This window comes from Leptolyngbya boryana PCC 6306 (assembly GCF_000353285.1).
GTDB lineage: Bacteria > Cyanobacteriota > Cyanobacteriia > Leptolyngbyales > Leptolyngbyaceae > Leptolyngbya > Leptolyngbya boryana.
In genome coordinates this window covers 4,879,130-4,898,443 of record NZ_KB731324.1, presented here as the reverse complement: position 1 = coordinate 4,898,443, position 19,314 = coordinate 4,879,130, and the positions used below count along the sequence as shown (strand labels likewise).

General features: G+C 46.1%; 19 protein-coding genes. 13 read left to right on the top strand and 6 right to left on the bottom strand.

Annotated features, from left to right (window positions below; translation table 11 throughout):
- Window positions 1–12: 12 nt before the first annotated feature.
- From LEPBO_RS45105 to LEPBO_RS0124530, 10 genes are all read left to right on the top strand, one after another.
- Complete coding sequence (locus LEPBO_RS45105; RefSeq protein ID WP_263970834.1) at window positions 13–948, top strand: AMP-binding protein; 936 nt, start codon at window positions 13–15, stop codon at window positions 946–948.
- Window positions 949–1,024: 76 nt separating this feature from the next.
- Window positions 1,025–1,474, top strand: coding sequence for a YlqD family protein (locus LEPBO_RS0124570; RefSeq protein ID WP_026148894.1), 450 nt, complete (start codon window positions 1,025–1,027; stop codon window positions 1,472–1,474).
- Between the two features lie 200 nt (window positions 1,475–1,674).
- On the top strand, window positions 1,675–2,256 hold the full coding sequence (locus tag LEPBO_RS0124565; protein ID WP_017290250.1) for a Uma2 family endonuclease: 582 nt from the start codon (window positions 1,675–1,677) through the stop codon (window positions 2,254–2,256).
- 35 nt (window positions 2,257–2,291) lie between these two features.
- On the top strand, window positions 2,292–2,663 hold the full coding sequence (locus LEPBO_RS0124560; RefSeq protein ID WP_017290249.1) for a hypothetical protein: 372 nt from the start codon (window positions 2,292–2,294) through the stop codon (window positions 2,661–2,663).
- Window positions 2,664–2,742: 79 nt separating this feature from the next.
- Window positions 2,743–4,707, top strand: a complete 1,965-nt coding sequence (locus LEPBO_RS0124555) for a tetratricopeptide repeat protein (protein WP_017290248.1) — start codon at window positions 2,743–2,745, stop codon at window positions 4,705–4,707.
- Window positions 4,708–5,026: 319 nt separating this feature from the next.
- Window positions 5,027–5,377, top strand: a complete 351-nt coding sequence (locus LEPBO_RS0124550; protein WP_017290247.1) for a Spx/MgsR family RNA polymerase-binding regulatory protein — start codon at window positions 5,027–5,029, stop codon at window positions 5,375–5,377.
- A gap of 14 nt (window positions 5,378–5,391) precedes the next feature.
- On the top strand, window positions 5,392–5,763 hold the full coding sequence (locus LEPBO_RS0124545) for a DUF2237 family protein (protein ID WP_017290246.1): 372 nt from the start codon (window positions 5,392–5,394) through the stop codon (window positions 5,761–5,763).
- 86 nt (window positions 5,764–5,849) lie between these two features.
- Entirely contained in the window at window positions 5,850–7,034 is a 1,185-nt protein-coding gene (locus LEPBO_RS38155; RefSeq protein ID WP_017290245.1) for a glycoside hydrolase family 76 protein, read from the top strand.
- 83 nt (window positions 7,035–7,117) lie between these two features.
- On the top strand, window positions 7,118–8,914 hold the full coding sequence (gene aspS / locus LEPBO_RS0124535) for an aspartate--tRNA ligase (RefSeq protein WP_017290244.1): 1,797 nt from the start codon (window positions 7,118–7,120) through the stop codon (window positions 8,912–8,914).
- 144 nt (window positions 8,915–9,058) lie between these two features.
- A complete protein-coding gene (locus tag LEPBO_RS0124530) occupies window positions 9,059–9,529 on the top strand; it encodes a Tab2 family RNA-binding protein (RefSeq protein ID WP_017290243.1) in 471 nt (156 codons plus the stop codon).
- A gap of 325 nt (window positions 9,530–9,854) precedes the next feature.
- On the opposite strand, the gene LEPBO_RS45640 is transcribed toward LEPBO_RS0124530, so the two are convergent.
- A protein-coding gene (locus LEPBO_RS45640; protein ID WP_455565126.1) for an IS1 family transposase occupies window positions 9,855–10,600 on the bottom strand; the annotation gives its coding sequence in 2 pieces (ribosomal slippage) (window positions 9,855–10,345 and window positions 10,345–10,600; 747 coding nt in all).
- Between the two features lie 174 nt (window positions 10,601–10,774).
- On the opposite strand from LEPBO_RS45640, the gene LEPBO_RS0124515 reads away from it, so the two are divergent.
- Both LEPBO_RS0124515 and LEPBO_RS0124510 read left to right on the top strand, forming a co-directional pair.
- Window positions 10,775–11,680 (top strand): CBASS cGAMP-activated phospholipase, encoded by a 906-nt coding sequence (locus LEPBO_RS0124515; protein ID WP_017290242.1) that lies wholly within the window; start codon window positions 10,775–10,777, stop codon window positions 11,678–11,680.
- Between the two features lie 42 nt (window positions 11,681–11,722).
- A complete protein-coding gene (locus LEPBO_RS0124510; RefSeq protein ID WP_017290241.1) occupies window positions 11,723–13,084 on the top strand; it encodes an SMODS domain-containing nucleotidyltransferase in 1,362 nt (453 codons plus the stop codon).
- A 115-nt stretch (window positions 13,085–13,199) separates the two neighbouring features.
- On the opposite strand, the gene LEPBO_RS0124505 is transcribed toward LEPBO_RS0124510, so the two are convergent.
- From LEPBO_RS0124505 to LEPBO_RS0124485, 5 genes are all read right to left on the bottom strand, one after another.
- The gene (locus LEPBO_RS0124505) at window positions 13,200–13,880 is read right to left on the bottom strand and encodes a hypothetical protein (protein ID WP_017290240.1); all 681 of its coding nucleotides are present in this window, start codon (window positions 13,878–13,880) and stop codon (window positions 13,200–13,202) included.
- 8 nt (window positions 13,881–13,888) lie between these two features.
- A complete protein-coding gene (locus LEPBO_RS0124500) occupies window positions 13,889–15,913 on the bottom strand; it encodes a ribulose bisphosphate carboxylase small subunit (protein WP_017290239.1) in 2,025 nt (674 codons plus the stop codon).
- 59 nt (window positions 15,914–15,972) lie between these two features.
- Window positions 15,973–16,272, bottom strand: a complete 300-nt coding sequence (locus tag LEPBO_RS0124495; protein ID WP_017290238.1) for a EutN/CcmL family microcompartment protein — start codon at window positions 16,270–16,272, stop codon at window positions 15,973–15,975.
- A gap of 6 nt (window positions 16,273–16,278) precedes the next feature.
- Window positions 16,279–16,620 carry a carbon dioxide-concentrating mechanism protein CcmK gene (locus tag LEPBO_RS0124490; RefSeq protein ID WP_017290237.1) on the bottom strand — a complete coding sequence of 114 codons (342 nt, stop codon included), beginning with the start codon at window positions 16,618–16,620 and terminating at the stop codon, window positions 16,279–16,281.
- A gap of 63 nt (window positions 16,621–16,683) precedes the next feature.
- Window positions 16,684–16,992 carry a carbon dioxide-concentrating mechanism protein CcmK gene (locus LEPBO_RS0124485; protein WP_017290236.1) on the bottom strand — a complete coding sequence of 103 codons (309 nt, stop codon included), beginning with the start codon at window positions 16,990–16,992 and terminating at the stop codon, window positions 16,684–16,686.
- Window positions 16,993–17,463: 471 nt separating this feature from the next.
- Here LEPBO_RS0124485 and LEPBO_RS0124475 point away from each other — a divergent pair, with 471 nt between their 5' ends.
- On the top strand, window positions 17,464–19,299 hold the full coding sequence (locus tag LEPBO_RS0124475) for an NAD(P)H-quinone oxidoreductase subunit F (protein WP_017290234.1): 1,836 nt from the start codon (window positions 17,464–17,466) through the stop codon (window positions 19,297–19,299).
- The last annotated feature ends 15 nt before the right edge of the window (window positions 19,300–19,314 follow it).

The window sequence follows — 19,314 nt, the reverse complement described above, 5'->3', positions numbered from 1 at the left end:
CAGAAGTACATCTTGGCTCAACGTACTGCTAAGAGTCTGAACTTGGATAATTTAAATCCGTCTGCGACTGAGAAGTTAACGGCAAGTGTGAAAGCAGCGTTGCGATTTCCATTGCATCTGTTGGGCGATCGCTTAGTCTATCAAAAGGTTAGAGCAGGCACAGGTGGTCAAATCAAGTTTGTCGTCAGTGGCGGTGGCTCGATCGCAGATCACCTAGAGGACTTTTTTGAGATTGTCGGCATTAACATTTTAGGAGGGTACGGACTGACCGAAACTTCTCCGATTACTCATGCTCGTCGCCCTTGGCGGAATGTTCGGGGGGCAGATGGTGAACCTTTACCGACGACTGAAACGCGAATTGTTGATCCAGAGACGCGCCAAGATTTAGCGATCGGGCAGAAAGGGTTAATTTTGCTGCGCGGACATCAGATTATGCAGGGGTATTACAAAAATCCCGAAGCAACTGCAAAAGCGATCGACAAAGACGGTTGGTTTGACACGGGCGATTTGGGCATGGTCACGCCTCACGATGATTTGATCATTACAGGACGGGCAAAAGATACGATTGTGTTAACCAATGGCGAAAATATTGAGCCACAACCGATCGAAGATGCTTGCCTGCGGAGTGTTTATATTGATCAGATTATGTTGGTGGGACAGGATCAAAAAGTTCTCGGTGCGTTAGTAGTTCCCAACATGGAAGCTTTGGAACAGTGGGGTAGTACTGACTTAAATAGCTCCTCGGTGCAGGATTTATTTCGGGGAGAATTGGCGCGATTGGTCAAAGATCGTCCTGCCTATCGTCCGGATGATCGCATTGGCTGTTTTAGATTATTGAGTGAGCCATTCTCGATCGAGAACGGATTGCTAACGCAAACGCTGAAAATTCGCCGCAATGTTGTGATGGAGCGCTACCAAGGTATGATTGACGAGATGTTTTTGCCGTAGTGTGAAATCATCAGGGCTAAACTGTTCACAGCCGAGGTTTAGCCCACTTTTACGTTTCCCCTTTCTAACTCACAGTATGGAAATCTCTAAGTCTCATTTGCTCCTTCAGCGCAATGTTAATGTGAAAGCGATCGTCACTCCTCGCTGGAAGGAAGAGGCACAGCAAACGCTGCAAGCACAGTTAAATCAGACGGATACGCAGTTACAGCAGCTTGAAATGCAGATGCAGCAGGTTTTGACGGAAGTTCAACGTCAGACGATCCAGCCTGGAAGTCCAGAGGCTTTGCAGCAGAGCGAAAATATTCGGATGCAGTTCAATCAGCGCAAGAGTGAGCTATTAGAACAAAAGAATCAAAGCTTACAACAGCTTCAGCAGATTCAAATGCTGGAATTGAATGAGGAAGTGCAACAGGGTCAGATTGGCAGCGTGTTTCAGATTCAGCCCGGTGACAATTTGATTGAGATGATGAATGTTGAGATTCTCTTGCGCGATGGCGTTGTGGAAGAGATTCGTGGAGTGATTTAAGAGAAGTGGGGAGTGGGGAGTGGGGAGTCATGGCGACCCGTTCTGGTGATCTGAAAATTGCTTTTCCTATTTCCCCACCAACCTGATCGAAATCGCACTCAGTCAACTCGGTGATTCAGAGATTCAATTCGTGACAAAAGTGAGATCGAGTTGCTGAGATTGAAGGTTTACAATAGTGGAAAGTCGCTACTGATCAAACCATGACAGCAACTTTTAATCGAAGAATTGAAGCTGGTCAGCGTATCACTTATTCCGATCGCACTTGGGCACATTTCAAGCTGATGCAGCAGAGCTTGGAAGGTGTATCTGGTGTGCATTTATCCTATTTCAAGGGCGAGATCGAACTGTTTATGCCTGGACGGGATCATGAGATTTTCTCGCGCATTATCGGTCTTTTGATCATGCTGTTCTGCATTGACCGTGGAATTCGATTTCTTCCAACTGGATCAATGACACAGGAGAAAAAAGGCGAATGTGCGATCGAGGCAGACGAATCTTATTGCATCGGCGATCGCAAATCCACGCCTGATCTTTCGATTGAAGTCGTTTTTACCAGTGGCAGTGAAACGAAGCTTGCGAAGTATCAAGTGCTAGAAGTCCCTGAAGTTTGGTTCTGGGAAGATGGGGTCTTTGCACTTTATGGATTTATCGATGGGAATTATCAGCGTCTCGTTCAGAGTCGGATTCTACCCGGTTTGGATATTGATCTCCTGACTCGATGCGTGTTGATGGCAGAGACGAATGAGCTTGAAGCGATCGCAACTTTTCGGCAAGGTTTGTAGTCAAGTATCTTTGAACACTTTGCTGATACTGAACTATGAAATCTTGGATCACGATTGCTCTGCTTGCCGGATTGCTTGGAGGCGCTGTGAGTCTGCCTGCGGTCGCTCAGACCTCAACCTTTGAAACAAGAGTCAAAGAAATCGAAGCGCTGAGTCGGGCAAAAAATTTAGCGCGGCAAGCGGCTGAAACCGAAAATGGAGGCTTATCGCAATATCGTGCTGAACTCTCAATGCACGGATTCGCGGCAAAATCGCCGTTTGTGGATCAAGGGGATCACTGGATCTTTACGTTCAAAGGGAATGTTCCAGGTGTGATCGAACCTTCGATCGAGAGTGAAGTTCGAGTCGATAAGGCAGATTTTCAGACCACTGTGCTGTATAACGGCGCAATTCGATCACAACGTTAAGATATTTCCGGTCGATTCTCCAATTGCCTTGGTAAATTGGAGAATAGTACAACCTCTCAACGCGATCGGGCAATTTTCTATGCGTCATCAGAATCAATCAGTGTTTGCCTTTTTATTGGGTAGCTTGCTTGTCTGTTCTGTTCCGGTTGGCGCAGAAAGTGTACAAGCTCAAACCGCTCAGCAAGAAGAATTAAACCAGTTACGCCAAGAGCAACAACTGCGATCTCAAGTTCAATCTGAAATTGATCGGGCATTTAGTCGCTCTAGCTTACTGCTGAATGTTGCGCTGATTACCTTAACGCTGTTCCCGATCGCGATTTTGGCATCGCTGTGGCGGTTCCGGCAGGTGATTATTCGAGAAATTGTCGATCGCGGCATGTACCAGCTTCAGAACTTGTCAGAAGTTGAACATCAATTGCACGAGGTTCAGGAAGAAGCAGAACGTAAAATTCAACAGTCGCGCCAAATTATTCAGCAGCTTGAAACTGAAGTTCAAGAATTGCAAAGAAGAATTTCAGAAGATGCAGAAAGTTTAACCGGATTAACGACTCAGCTTTCTCAGTCTCAATCCGAATTACTGGCAGGGTTAGAAACTCAGGTCAATCTCTCGAAGCGAGAATTAGAGAAACTGTCTTCAGAGTTTGCGGCGCATCTATCCATGCTGCAAACTGATGTAGATGAGCAAAATGCGACTGCTCAAACTACTTTCAGTGACCTGCATCAGCAATTAATGTCACAACTCGATGAAATTGGTACGTTTGCAACTCAGCAGCAGCAGTTGACTCAAGAGCATTTAACGCGATCGCAAGCCCAAATTGCTACACACCTCGAGCAACAACACGCGCAACTCCTCGAACGGTTAGAACAATTCGAGCAAGAGTACATCGCTCGACTGAATGAATCCGAATCACAAACTGCCGAGCAGCGCACTCAGATTTTAGAGAACCTGGGACAACTTAAAACTGAATTTGCAGCCCAACTCTCTGTTCTACATGCAGATACCCAACAGCAACGCGATCAAGTGCGGGAACGGATCGAGCACTTAGAAACTGAATTTGCAGCATCGCTCTCAGCCAAGCAATCTGATGTAGAGCAACATCAGCAATCGGCGAAAGATGCGATAACAGCAAAACAATCCGATCTCATGTCACAATTCTCGGAGCTTGAATCGAGTGCAATCCAAGGTCGAACAAATTTCCTCGACAAACTAAGATTGCTCGAATCCGATGCAACCCAACAGAAACAAGCGATTTTCAACAAGTTGCAGAGCTTAGAAATCGAATTTGTTTCACAGTTGTCTGGCTTGCGTGAACAAGCTCAAAATCGCCGTCCCGCAGAACCGATCACAGCGCCTGAATCGAATGATCTGGAGCAAGCAGAAGCTCAATTTAAAGCCGGACAATTTGAAGCCGCGATCGCACATTACGATCAAGCGCTCAAACACCAATCAAACCATCCTGAAGTTTGGCTCAAACGCGGGTTAGCACTGGCACGTCTGAAACAATATAAAGAAGCAATTTTCTCTTACGATCGAGCAACGCAGCTTGACCCCGATTACTCAGAAGCATGGTGCGATCGCGGAGTCGCCTTAGGAAAACTGCAACGGCATGAAGAAGCGTTTCGCTCGTTTGATCAAGCGGTTAAAGTTCGCGCAAACAATGAAATTGCCTGGTTAAATCGCGGTTTGGCGTTGCAGATGTTAGGACGCTACTCGGAGGCTCTAGCATCCTTTGATGCGGCATTGAAGCTGAACACAGAAGCTTACAAAGTTTGGAATTATCGCGGTTATTTGCTGATTCAGCTAGAGCGCGATCGCGAAGCTTTAGACTGTTTTGATAACGCGATCGACATTCAACCCAAGTATTCTCCGGCATACTACAACAAAGCGATTTGTTATGCCCTTCAGGGACATACCCAAGCTGCGATCGAGAATTTAGAAGAAGCAATTCGATTGAATCCTCGATATCGAGATGATGCGAAAAACGATCCAGAATTTGAGCAGATTATGAGCGATCGTCGATTTCGGGAACTGGTTGAACATTAGACTCCCTGGATGAATCATTGCGCCTTGGCGAATTCGATTCGGAGGGCATTCGTGCAGGAGGAGGTCTATTAATTTAGAGGAAGCGAAGTAGCAACATCGCGAAAATCAACTCCTGAGATAGAGCCAGAATTTTCTTGATCGTGACAAGCTAGTTGTAAACTCTACAGTTACTCCTAAGTGTTATGAACCAAGCAAAATTATGGATCGGGGTGATCGGCGTATTAGTTCTGTACTGGGTTTTAGTCAATATGTTTGTCTAGGCTGTACAGGATTCCGAAAACATGGGATAAACAGCATTGCAGTTTAGAACACAATCCTGATGAGTCTTCAAGTTTACGGAATCCCGACCTGTGGAACCTGCAAAAAAGCGATTTCCTGGCTCGATGCTCAGAACATTGCCTACGAATTCATCAACACTAAAGAACATCCTCCCACCAAAACCACCATCCAAAAATGGGTCGCCGAACTGGGAGCAAAACCGATGCGAAATACGTCAGGGCAATCTTACCGCGCCTTAGGTGACGAAAAGCAAACTTGGACAGATGCCGAATGGATTGAAGCCTTTGCCCAAGATGCAATGTTGCTGAAGCGCCCTTTATTTGTCAAAGACCAAACTGCGATCGCAGTTGGCTTCAAAGTAGATCAAATTCAGCAAGCCCTGAGCGAATAAGGAGACTTTAGATTATGGTGAGCCGCGCTAGAAATGTCCTCGGTGACGAACTGCAAAACTGTTGTCGATCCCCGGTGACTGGCTACTACCGCGATGGATTTTGCAGTACGGGAGCCGGAGATGTCGGCATTCACGTTGTCTGTGCCCAAGTCACGGCTGAATTTCTCGAATTTAGCAAAGCCCAAGGCAATGATTTAGTCACGCCCATGCCGCTTTACGACTTCCCTGGGCTTAAACCCGGCGATCGCTGGTGTCTTTGTGCCTCTCGCTGGAAAGAAGCCCTAGATGCAGGGGTTGCACCTCCGGTCGTTCTTGCCGCAACTCACGCGGCTGCATTAGAGTTTGTCTCTCTGAATGATTTAAAGCAACATGCTGTTACCGACTAGAAATAAATCAATAGGTTGTGTTTAACGAATAAAACCAGGCAGTACCTTGGATCGCTTGAGATAGAAATCTAAGGAGACGCGATCGCATGGTATTGCCCGGAGCTTGTCACGCTACCGCAGCAGCAGGAATGGCTGCACTACAAGTCTTTTATAGTTCTACAACCGGACTTTGGAACTCGACGGGTTGGTGGAATGCAGCGAATGCACTGGAGACAACGATTGATTACTCTCGCCTCACGAAGCAGAAAAAATATCATCCCATCATCGTGAATACTTACGAAAAGCATAAGTCACAAGGCTTTCTGGAGGCAAATGTCTATGACGATCAGGGGTGGTGGGCACTAACTTGGATCAAAGCCTACGATTTGACTGGAGAGAAACGCTATCTCGACACAGCAAAATCCATCTTCAAAGACATGACCAAAGGCTGGGACTCTAAATGCGGGGGTGGAATGTGGTGGCGCAAAGATCGCCAGTATAAAAATGCGATTACCAATGGACTATTTTTTACGATCGCGATTCGGCTGCATCAGCGCACCGTGAATGACTATGGCAAAGGCAGTTACATCGACTGGGCAAAACACGGCTGGAATTGGTTCAAAAAGTCCGGCATGATCAACAAGCAGAACTTGGTCAATGATGGATTAAATGATCACTGTCGCAACAATGGCGATGTTACTTGGACTTACAACCAAGGCGTTGTGATGGGGGGATTAGTTGATTTCTATAAAAGTACAAAAGATCAGACTTACTTGAAGCAGGCACATGCGATCGCTACTGCAACGATCAAGCACCTCTCTCGCAAGGGCATCTTGATCGAATACTGTGAACCTGAGTGTGGAGATGATGGTCCACAGTTCAAGGGCATCTTCATGCGTAATCTAGCTTACCTGCAAGAAACGTCTCCTAAAGCGCAGTACAAAGCTTTCATTCTCAAAAATGCAGATACTGTTTGGGCGAAACGCAACCAGCGGGATCAGTTTGGCTTAAGTTGGTCTAAAAAATTTGATAGTGCAGATGCGGCTCGTCAAAGTTCTGCGATCGACGCTCTCAATGCTGCCATTCCGCTCAAAGATCCCGCTTGTGTTGTGGAGAGAGTTCCACCGACTCGGCAATCTCGTTTAGAAGACAAGAACCAAAGCTTCTATCCATTATTTTCGATGCAAGTGAATGCAACCGATCAGATCAGCTTCGAGGTTCCCAACCTGTTCTCGCTGATCGATCAATTAGATCTCCCGTTTGATCTATTCAGCGTTCAAGAAAATTCTTAAAGATTAAATATCACTCGCGATCGTTCCCCGATTACGGCATAATTAGGAGGTTTTCTAATTTTTAAACCCCTTATTTCTGAGATATGCGTACCCAGTACTGTGGTCAACTTCGAGCGAATCATATTGGTGAAACGGTCACCCTCTTCGGATGGGTGGATCGGCGACGTGACCACGGGTACGTGATCTTTATCGATTTGCGCGATCGCGAAGGCATTGTTCAAGTCGTTAGCGATCCAGAACGCACGCCGAATTCCTACAAAATTGCGGGCGATCTGCGAAATGAGTATGTGATCAAGATTGTTGGACGTGTGACCAAGCGCCCTGATGAATCACTGAATCCGAAGATTCCCACGGGCGAAGTCGAGATCTATGCAGATGAGATTGAAATTCTCAGCACAGTTCGCAAACAATTGCCCTTCCAAGTTTCTGCTGCTGAGACAGAATCCGTTCGCGAAGAATTGCGCTTGAAATATCGCTATCTCGATTTGCGCCGCGATCGCATGAGCCGCAATCTACAACTTCGCCACCAATTGATCAAAACGATGCGACGTTTCCTCGAAGATCAAGAAGGCTTTGTCGAAGTTGAAACGCCGATTCTGACTCGTTCTACACCTGAGGGAGCGCGAGACTATCTCGTCCCTTCGCGCGTTAATCCGGGCGAATGGTATGCGTTACCGCAATCGCCTCAGCTATTTAAGCAATTGCTAATGGTCTCAGGACTCGATCGCTATTATCAAATTGCGCGTTGTTTCCGCGATGAGGATTTGCGGGCTGAGCGGCAGCCAGAATTCACGCAGCTCGACATGGAAATGAGCTTCATGAGCCAAGAGGAAATCTTGGATCTGAACGAACGCCTAGTCTGTACCATTCTCAAAACCATGAAAGGCATCGAAGTTCCTCGTCCTTTCCCGCGTCTCACCTATGCCGAAGCAATAGATCGCTATGGCAGTGATAAGCCCGATACTCGTTTCGGCTTAGAGCTGGTCGATGTTTCCGATGTCGTGAAAGATTCCGGATTCAAAGTCTTTGCGGATGCCGTGAAAAAAGGTGGATTAGTAAAAATCCTCCCGATTCCGAATGGCAACGATGCAATTTCCAATGTTCGGATTAAGCCTGGCGGAGATGTGTTCAAAGAAGCGTCCGAAGCGGGTGCGCGTGGACTCGCTTACATTCGAGTGCGTGAAGATGGCGAGATCGATACGATCGGCGCAATCAAAGACAATCTCACCGAAGAACAAAAGCAAGAAATCCTCAAACGCACAAATGCGAAACCCGGACATCTTCTACTGTTTGCTGCTGCCGATGCGAATACGGTGAATAAAACCCTCGATCGCTTACGTCAATACCTCGGCAACGAACTCGGCATGATCGATCCTGACAAGCTCAGCTTACTGTGGATTGTCGATTTTCCAATGTTCGAGTGGAATGCTGACGAGAAGCGATATGAAGCATTGCACCATCCGTTTACGGCTCCCCATCCCGATGATGTAAATGATTTGACCACTGCGCGCGCTCAAGCTTACGACCTTGCTTTCAATGGTTTTGAAGTCGGTGGTGGCAGTGTTCGGATTCACCAACCGGATCTGCAAGCGAAAGTGTTTGAAACGATCGGAATTTCTGAAGAAGAGGCACAAAACAAATTCGGCTTTTTACTCGAAGCATTTGAATACGGCGCACCTCCTCATGGTGGGATTGCCTATGGTATCGATCGCTGGGTCATGTTGCTCTCAGGTGAAGACTCAATCCGCGATGTGATTGCTTTCCCGAAAACACAGCAGGCTCGTTGTTTGTTAACCAGTGCACCTTCTAGTGTTGATGAGAAGCAGTTAAAAGAACTACAAGTTGCTTCTACTTACAAGCCGAAGCCAGCCGTTTCATAGTAGGTTTCGACTTTATTCAACTTAGGGATAAAGTCGAGACTCATTCTGTGGATTATGCCGATCTGAGATCGAGCAAAGTTGATAGATCGCCTAGCAACCCTAAGAAACAGGTAGAATAGGCTCTGTTCTGCACTTTGCTAGTTTATGCGTAATCCTCCTCAGCCCTTGCCCGATAATCTTTGGGGAGAACAGTGGCGATTTGCTTCTCTACGATCGAGTGATTTAGTTGAAACAATTTCCAACCGGACAATCCCGATCGTAGATATGCCTGAAGCTTTGCATCCTTTGAATTTAGGAGTTGCATCAACGGCACAAATTCCGGGTGTCGTGATTGACGGGGGACGACGATCGATGCAATTAGCCCGTTGGATTCAAGCCAATGATCCGAGATCAATGAATGCGATCGCAGGAACACCAGACGGGCTAGTTTTGTATGCGGGAGAACTCGATCGTTGGATTCTTGCGACCTTTGATGATCCAGAAATGCGAAGTGCTGCTCAATTGTTTGAACAACGGAAGCAAGAAAGTAAGCAATTACATTTTTTGTTAGTTGAACCTGATGATTCAGGCATGACCTATACGGGGTTTTGGTTACTGAGAAGTCAAGGTGTCTAGCTGATTGAGCGATCATCTCGCACCTGCGCCCCGTAGTTTCTTAAGTTTTATGCTCTAGCAGGTTAGTTTGCGATCACAACTCAACCGGTTAAATCGATCAATCTGCGATTGTAAATCGTACAATTGCCTCATGTCTGGACCCTCGCACTTCACACCTTATACCTCTCCACTAAACTCGCCTCATCCTCCTGCGAATGCTTTCGTAAAAACCGCAGGTTCTTCAAGATAGGCATCTAATCTTAGATTTTTATTTCATGTTGAAGAGTATTTGAAAAATAAGTCTTAATTCACTAACCGGTAGTGTTCTAGATGTGTGGGCATAACGTTATACTGCTCGCCCGAACTCATGACGGTTGATGAATAATCCAATCACAGTATCATGCATCTTCTCAGTCTTGGAAAAACAGATCGTCTTTCTGGCAAGCCGCTTGATCCGAGTTCTCAAAGTTAGATGTTTCCGCTCAATGCGCTGTGTGTTGGCTTTGCCAACCGTATGGTGCTGCTCATCTAGCAATCGCAAGTAAGCTCCCCAACTATCGGTGTAAAACCGTTGAATCGAAAAAGGAGCTAACAGTTGCTGAAGTTGCTTAAGAGCTGAGTCTTCATGGGTGGCTAGCACATAGGCAAGGACTTTTCCAGTTTGATGGTCAATCGCGTGCCACAACCATCGTTGATGCTGCTTTGACTCGACAAAACTCCACATCTCGTCCATCTCCGCCGCCTCGACTCTGACGACCATGACTGCAGTGTTATCCGGTTGGTGCTGTTCGAGCAGACTTATGTTTACTTGTTCAAGTTGACTTGACTTTTTTTCAGCGTTTCAATCACAGTCGTTGGGCTAATCTTCAACACTCTGGCGGTATCACGAATACCACTGCCGTTGATTGCCATGTCGCTGATTTGCGCTTTGACTTCAGGCAGTCGTCCTCGATAGCTAAAGTTCAAGATAAATGATCGTCTCGAACACTCTAAGTTACGGCAACAATACCGTTGTTTTCCAGCAGCACTGCGACCATGCTTAACGACATCCACACTCTGGCAATCGGGACATTGAACAGGTTCTAGGACCATCTCTAGACTCAGCCCTCTAACACATCGTTTTCATTCTGCCATATATCCACACATCTAGAACACTACCTTCACTAACCTTAAGGATGTTTTTATCTTTTCACGCATTACAGTGTTCATGTATCTGAACAAAAGTGCTATTCTTTAGTAGATTTGTTCTTTCGTTCAAAGTGATCAATGGCATTCAAGATCTTAGCTATCGATGGTGGTGGCATTAGAGGGTTGTACGCTGCTTATATACTTAAAAGAATTCATGAGGAATTGGGAATTGTTTTCTCCAAACATTTCGATCTGATTATTGGTACTAGCACTGGATCAATAATTGCTAGCGCTCTCGCAATTAATTATCCAATTGAAAAGGTAGTAATGCTTTACGAGGTTGAGGGCAAGAAGATTTTTTCTCCTAATAGCTTTAGTCTAAATGGACTCTATAAAAGCAAATACTCAAGAAGATATTTAGAGAAAATTCTGAATAAAGCGCTAGGAAATAAAACGCTTTCTGACGTGCAAGATACTCGATTAGTTATCCCTGCGACAGACATAGCTAACGGTCAGGTTTTCGTCTTTAAATCATCATATTTAGATGAGTTTATAAGAGATAAAAATACTAAAATTGTCGATGCCATTTTGGCTTCTTGCTCTGCCCCTACATATTTTGATCCCAGTAGAGTAGATAATTACTTACTTGTAGATGGTGGCTTGTGGGCTAATAACCCCGCTTTAGTTGGTCTGATTGAAGCGATTGGTAAACTTAAAATTGACAAAGACCAAGTAAAAATTCTTTCTGTTGGGACTGGAATTGGACATCGCTACTATGAGATTGATGGGGCTGAGGATCGAAAATGGGGGCTATCTAACGGCTGGCAAGGCAGTAAATTAGTTGACACAATTCTAAATCTACAATCGATTTCTTCTGAAAACATGGTCAAGTTAGTTTTGAGAGATGATCAATATCTCAGATTGAATTTCAACAGCGATGTGAAACTAGCTATGGACAGTCTAAGTATATTAGATTCTCTAAAAAGTAAAGCAGATCAAACTTTTACATATCAAATTAATAATATTCAAAGCTTTCTCGCTTAAAACTTAAAGACTTCTTCCCACTTTTTAAATCAGAGGAAATAGATGAAGAATATTAATGATTTCTTTAGAGATTTTCTTAAAGACGAAGTGAATCTCAATCCGACTAGACTTGAAGTAGCTAAGGCGGGTATCAAAACTATGGAGAACTTCCTACGAAGAAATGACCTATTTAAAGACAGCATTATAGACATAACGCCGCAGGGATCATACAGGCAGGAGACAATTATCAAACCATTTGGTGATTCAGATTTTGACGTGGATTTGTTAATCTCACTTCGTAAATTTGATGGATGGGAACCTAAAGACTATTTAAACAATCTACATCAAGAATTCAAGAGTACTATAAGATACGCAGATTTAGTGGATAGAAGAGGTAAATCTCGATGTGTAACTATTGATTATGCAAACGATTTTCATATTGACCTAGTGCCATCTATTTCAATTTATGGTGTAGGCAAGGTCATGAATAAAAATAGCAATGAGTTTGAAGACACTGACGGAGATAGTTACGCGCAGTGGTTTGAAAAGAAAAACTTGATCACTACTAACCAGTATTTAACGAAAGTTGTGAGATTGGTGAAGTATTTGCGAGATTCAAAGCTTACCTTTTCAATTAAGTCTGTACTTCTAACCTCTCTGATAGGGCGACAAGTTAACGAATACGATAATTATTTTAATCCAGAGTGTTATAAGAACCTGTCTACAAGTTTGAAAACTCTATTCAATAGGCTCAATGACTACTTGCAGAATAGACCAAATCTAACAGATGAAATATTAGTCAATCCTGTTTTGCCAACAGAATTTTTTAACAGACATTGGAATCAAGATCGATACTCGAATTTTAGAAACAAGATTAGCAACTACAACACGTGGATTAACGACGCATATGAAGAGAGTGATATCAATGAAGCTGTAAAGAAATGGAGAAAAATATTCGGAGAAGACTTTGGCGAAATTCAGAAGACAATGGCTAGCTTTTCTGCTTATCAAAGCTTTGATGTAAAAGCTTCTCGACACGATTCAAGGATTAATCAGGAAGAATTTATCAGCGAACAGTTCCCAATGAATCTAGATGATCGGTGGAGCTTGAAAATAGCAGTGTCACCTGACAGATCATCAGGAGGATTCCGACCATATGTTTATAGAAAAAACGAAGGCCTTACATTTATGGTCAATAGGAACAAAAGTAACTTACCGCAAGGGATATTTTTCAAATGGAAAGTTAAAAATAGTGGTAGTGAGGCTAAACGGTACAATGCTATGAGAGGGCAACTCGAAAACGATAAAGGCGATGGAGTAAAGTTTGAGTGGACTTTGTATAAAGGGAAGCACTATGTAGAGTGCTATGCGATCTACAGAGATTCCGTAGTTGCAACAGATTCTGTTTACATTAATGTAGTCTAAAAAACTAGCTTTTACATGCATAACGATCAAGGTTTTCAGTTTTGGATATGCATCAATCCTGGGAATTAGAGTTGTGAAATACTAGAATTAGACGACTCTAGAGACAAAATTAGACTCATTGAGAAGATCGACCATTTCCATCCAATCGCTGTTGATTCGGAAACATCTTCCCTAACAACCGATTTACATACGCCTGTCCATACACCTGCCCATTTTGCGAACTAGGCGAGTCAATCTCATCCGACTCCTGCGGCTCTGGTGTCGGCTTCGATCCATTCATCTCAGCATCCGGTTTCGATTCATTCGTCTCAGCCGTCTCTACTGCTGGTGCTGAACCATTATTATCTTTTGGAGCCTCTTCCACACTGCTTTGCTCAGGTGGAGGCGGGCAAAATCCAGGCTCAAATACTTCTTCAGTTGGCTCTGCAACTTCCTCGACATTCGCTTGCTGAACCATCAAAGATCCCGGAGGTACGATCGACAAACTCTCAATCGATCGATTCATCACCGTCGTTCCCGATCCGACACAAGCGCGATCGCCAACAATCAAACTGCCAACCAGCAACACGCCGGCCCCAACGATCACTCCTTCACCGACTTCGATCGCTCCCGAATGGGCATGAATCACCGATCCAAGACCCAAACAAACGCTTGAATGGATGACAATGCTGCAACCCGGATCAGCTTGCAGCAAAACTCCAGGTGCGATCGCTGCCCCTGCATGGATCGTGACATCACCACTCACATAATAGTGGGTCGTACTCACGGGCAATAGTTGTAGGGGCGGCGATTGCATTGGAGTTACTACTTACCTGGCTGTTGAATCACTAACTCAGCCACACGTCGCTTTGCTTTCGGATCAATTCCGATTAAACGAACATACAGACCAGAATAGTTCGCGATCGCAGCTTCAACCTCTAAGATTGCCTCAGCATCGCGGCTCGTCTGAATCGAAGTCGCAGTCTGCCAAGAACTGGTCTTGTAGCGTCGCTGATCCGCGAACTCTACCCCAATCTTGTAGCCTTGACGCACAAACTGACGAATCTGATCCACAGTATCCGAACTTAGACGACCGTTACCATTGCTAGAAGGCGTATAAAGCGGAGGCTCAGACTTGTAGCTTGCAGGTGCATTGTACATCGGAGGCTCAGAAGCAGCAGAACCGCTGTAACCATTGCCGTTAGAAGCATGAGCTTTTCCCGGACGGTGAATCACGACTTCAGCAACACGCTTTTTCTGTCTCGGATCAACGCCAACTAAACGAACATAGTCATGGCTGTGTTCGTGTAAGAAAGCATTGAGAGAAGCCAAGGCTTGCGAAGCAGAACCCGCCTGAATCGGAGGTGCACTGTTCCAAGAGCCATATTTAAAGCGTCGCTCATCCGCAAATTCCAAACCGATCACTGCACCTTGAGCTAGCAGTTGATTGATTTGATCAGCAACGTCGCCCGAAGTCGAACCGCCGCTACCACCTGAAGGCGCAGAAGCCGGAGCCGCAACATGCGAAGTCGGTTGAGCGACAGGCTTACCATCCGGACGTTGAATGATGGTTTCCAACATCCGACGCTTATTCTGAGTATCAATCCCGATTAAGCGAACATATTCACCGCTATGCTCTGCCAAACAGCGCTGCAGTTCACTGACCACCGCAGATTCTTGCGTAGACTGAATCGGCGCACAGCTTTTCCAAGAGCTAGTTTGGAACTGCCGCTTATCAGCATGTTCGGTTCCGATGCGTCCGCCTCTCGACAAGATTTGGCGGATTTGAGCCAAAACTGCCGAATCTAAACCGCCTGCACTATAGCCATTGCCGTTAGAAGCAGGCTGACTGCTGTAAGACGAATTGCTATAAGACGGAGCTGCCGCATAGCCTGAGCCGCCACCCAACGATACAGGCTTGTCTCCTGGACGCTGAATAATTGCCTCTAAAACTCGTCGCTTATTCTTCGTATCAATTCCGATCAAGCGAACATACTCGCCACTGTGTTCTGCAAGGCAGGCTTGTAATGCTGCCAAAACACCGGACTCGTTTGTTGCTTGAATCGGCGCACAACTTTTCCAAGAACTGGTCTGGAACTGCCGCTTATCTGCATGTTCTGACCCGATCCGATATCCTTGCGCCAGCAATTGCCGAACGTGGTTAATAACTTCGCCGCTCATAGTTGACCCATTTTCTGTAGCGCTACTGCTAGCTTTAACATCTGCTGTGGACTGATTCGCGGCATCCCGACTCGGAACAGCCGCATTTCTCGCACTGGGAACATTCAATGCCGAATTCACACCGACCATATAAGTCGCAAAGGCGCGATCGCGCTCACTCACTTCTGGTAATCGATCGGCTTGCTGCTGGGTGGTAATCACTGCACCGGACGGCACAAGCTTCCCAGCCGGAATTTCGACATCTTGAACCAGTGCGTGCATCATCACAATGCAACCCTCTCCGATTCGGGCGTTAAACACCGTCGATCGAAATCCAATAAAACAACCGTCACCCACATAGGCAGGTCCGTGAATCAGTGCCATGTGGGTGATCGAAGTATTGTTTCCAATCCAGACCGAATAGGAATTTCCGTCGTCCCCAACGACTCTCCCCTGCTCTAATCCATGAATCACAACTCCGTCTTGCACTTTGGAATTTTGTCCAATGAAAAACGGATTCCCTTCATCTGCCCGAATTGATGTCCCCGGCGCAATCAACACATTCGCCCCGATCCGCACATCGCCGATCAGATTTGAGAATGAGTGAACTTGCGCTGACTCATCAATTTTCGGTTCAGCTAGGGTTTGCGACCACGGGGTAGGCGGAGCCGCATAGCTACGGACTGCCATATCTTTTCTCCTAACAAAACCGCACATTCAGCAAGCTAAATCTGTGCAGGGAGAAGCTTCTAGTATTGAGTTCCTTTGTTGTACAGCGGGCGATTATCCACGCTCACTGTATCAATAATGGCGATCACAGCCGCATCGACGGGACGGTTCTCGCTACCGGGAACCTGTCTCGCCGCACTGCCACGACTCACTAAAACCCATTCATCGACCCCTGCGCCAACGTTGTCCGCAGCCACTTCGTAGACTGAAAGTGGCTGCCCTTCCTCATCTAGGAATTCCACCAGAAGAAACTTTACCCCTCTCAGGCTCGGCTCCTTCTGAGTGCTAACAACGGTTCCCCGAACTTTCGCAATTTGCATCAGGGATTATGGACGGTTCAACGGACGGATGCCGCTCACGCTTTCACGGAACGGTTCAACTGCCTCGGTGTAACGGATCGGCAGCACGTATTCGAGGTTTTCGTGCGGGCGCGCGATGATGTGAGTTGACAGAACTTGTCCGCCGTTAACGCGCTTCACATTTTCAATTCCAGCCGCGACTGAAGCTTGCACTTCGGAAACGTCGCCTCGCACGATCACAGTTACGCGACCGCTACCGATCTTTTCGTATCCAACCAAGGTGACACGAGCTGCTTTGACCATTGCGTCTGCGGCTTCCACAACTGCGGGAAACCCTAACGTTTCGATCATGCCAACTGCAATAGCCATTGTAATTCTCCCTTCCAATCAAAAAACGATGTCAATTCAAACCAGACAAACTTGCGTCAAACGCTAACTTCGGAATTGTTCAACCGCTTCGGTATATCGAATCGGCAACACATATTCTAAGTTCTCATGTGGACGCGCGATGATGTGACTTGAAGCAGTTTCGCCTCCGTTGACGCGCTTGATTGATTCCAATCCCGCTGCCAAAGAAGCTTGTACTTCAGAAACATCGCCCCGAACGATAACAGTCACGCGACCGCTACCAATCTTTTCATAGCCAACCAGGGTGACACGAGCGGCTTTCACCATCGCGTCTGCGGCTTCCACCACAGCCGGGAAGCCCCGCGTCTCAATCATTCCCACAGCGATCGGCATTTTCGATTCTCCAAAAGTTAGGTGGAACTAATTCATCATCTTAAACTGAAAGAAGCGACGGGGATCGCCCATCATCCTTAGCCTTTTTGAATCTTCCACAGTGCCATACTTAAAAGAATAGAGTCGAGCCTGACCCTTGGCAATATAAAGTCCAATGATAGTTGCAAATTTCTGACATAAGTTGGGCTGATGTAGAAACGGCATCTCAGTTCGTCAACTTTTAACCATAGAACGATTTCTAGGCAATGTATAAAATATTAATAAATTATAAAATAAATCTATATAAGTCCAAGTGAATCACAATGATTGGTTCTGTCTATCGATCGCATTTTACTTTTCCACAGTCGAGACGCTAAGCTGAATCTCAAGCATTTTTAAAGCGTTCTATTTGAAGACAACCTTTTGAGGCTCCCCAGGTTTGAGCGGTCGGGGGGCATTTTTATCAAACTTAACGATTGTGAGCGGAGAAAGATGCAGCAGTTCCTAATTGAAACAAGCTGGTGGGTTCCGTGTTATGGGTTACTGGGTGCAATCCTAACCCTACCTTGGTCGGTGGGATTGATTCAGTCTTCCGGTCAGCGTCCAGCGGCGTATCTCAATATATTGACGACGGTGCTGGCGTTTGTGCATGGATTGGCACTATTTAGTGCGGTCTGGGGACAGGAACCCCAGTATTTTGATATTCATTGGTTGAAGGCGGCAGATTTGGATCTGACGTTTTCGCTGGAACTTTCTCCAATCAGCGTTGGGGCGATGGGGGTCATTACAGGGTTGAGTTTGCTGGCTCAATTCTTTGCGATCGGCTACATGGAGAAAGACTGGGCATTGGGTCGGTTTTTCGGGCTGATGGGCTTTTTTGAAGCCGCAATGAGCGGGCTAGTGATCAGTAATTCACTATTTCTGACCTACGCGCTGTTGGAAATGCTGACGCTCTCAACTTATTTATTAGTTGGGTTCTGGTATGCACAGCCTTTGGTCGTGACGGCGGCACGAGATGCGTTTCTAACAAAACGAGTTGGGGATGTATTGCTTCTGATGGGTGTCGTTGCCCTTTCAGCATTCTCTGGTAGCTTGAATTTTCCAGATTTATATGAGTGGGCGGAACATGCAGAGTTGTCCCCTACTGTTTCGGCTTTGCTCGGATTGGCTTTGATTTCAGGCCCGATTGGGAAATGTGCTCAGTTTCCGCTGCACCTCTGGCTTGATGAAGCAATGGAAGGACCGAATCCAGCTTCGATTTTGAGAAATTCGGTCGTTGTGGGGTGTGGAGCTTATGTCTTGATTAAGCTGCAACCGATTATTAGTTTGTCTCCGGTCGCTTCGACTGCTTTAGTGGCGCTTGGGACAGTAACGGCGATCGGGACTTCATTAGTTTCTCTTGCTCAGATTGACATCAAACGAGCGTTATCCCATTCGACGAGTGCTTATTTAGGATTAGTCTTTATTGCGGTTGGAATTGGTTGGACAGATTTCGCGTTGATTTTGCTGTTTGCTCATGCGATCGCGAAAGCGCTTTTATTTATGAGTACTGGCTCGATCATTCTAACGACCAGTGGTCAAGACATTACAGAAATGGGCGGATTGTGGTCGAGAATGCCTGCAACGACGACCGCATTTTTGACCGGAGCCGCAGGATTAGTTGGCTTGCTGCCACTGGGCGGATTTTGGGCATTGCAGCGAGGCTTAGATGATTTTTGGTATGGCGAGCCTTGGTTGATTGTTGTGATCTTAGCCGTGAATGCTTTGACAGCGCTGAGTTTGACGAGAGTGTATCGCTTAGTGTTTATGGGCAATCCACAGCCAAAAACGCGACGTGCGCCAGAAGTCCCTTGGACCATGGCAGTGCCGATGATTTCGCTGAGTGTGGTGACCTTACTCGTTCCGGTCATCTTGAATTCGTTGCAGCTTTTGCCCAGTTGGGAGTTTATGAATTGGTCAGCCGCGGGGTTGTTGCTGATGTCAGGAATTACAGGCTGTGCGTTGGGAGCCTCACTGAAGCTCAACTATGCTTGGACTCGCCCGATTCAGGCTCCACTGCGGTTTGTGCAAGATTTCTTAGCGTATGACTTTTATATTGATCGGCTGTATCGGTTCAGTGTTGTGCTGTTAGTCAGTTCGATTTCGCAATTTAGTGCATGGTTCGATCGCTATATTGTCGATGGTGTGGTGAATTTAGTTGGGCTTGCTTCTATTTTGAGTGGTGAGACGCTGAAATATAGTGCTTCTGGGCGCTCTCAAGCTTATATGTTGACGATCGCGTTGGTCGTAGGATTGCTGGGAGCTTTGCTCACTTGGTCGATGTGGTAACTTTCTAAACTTCGG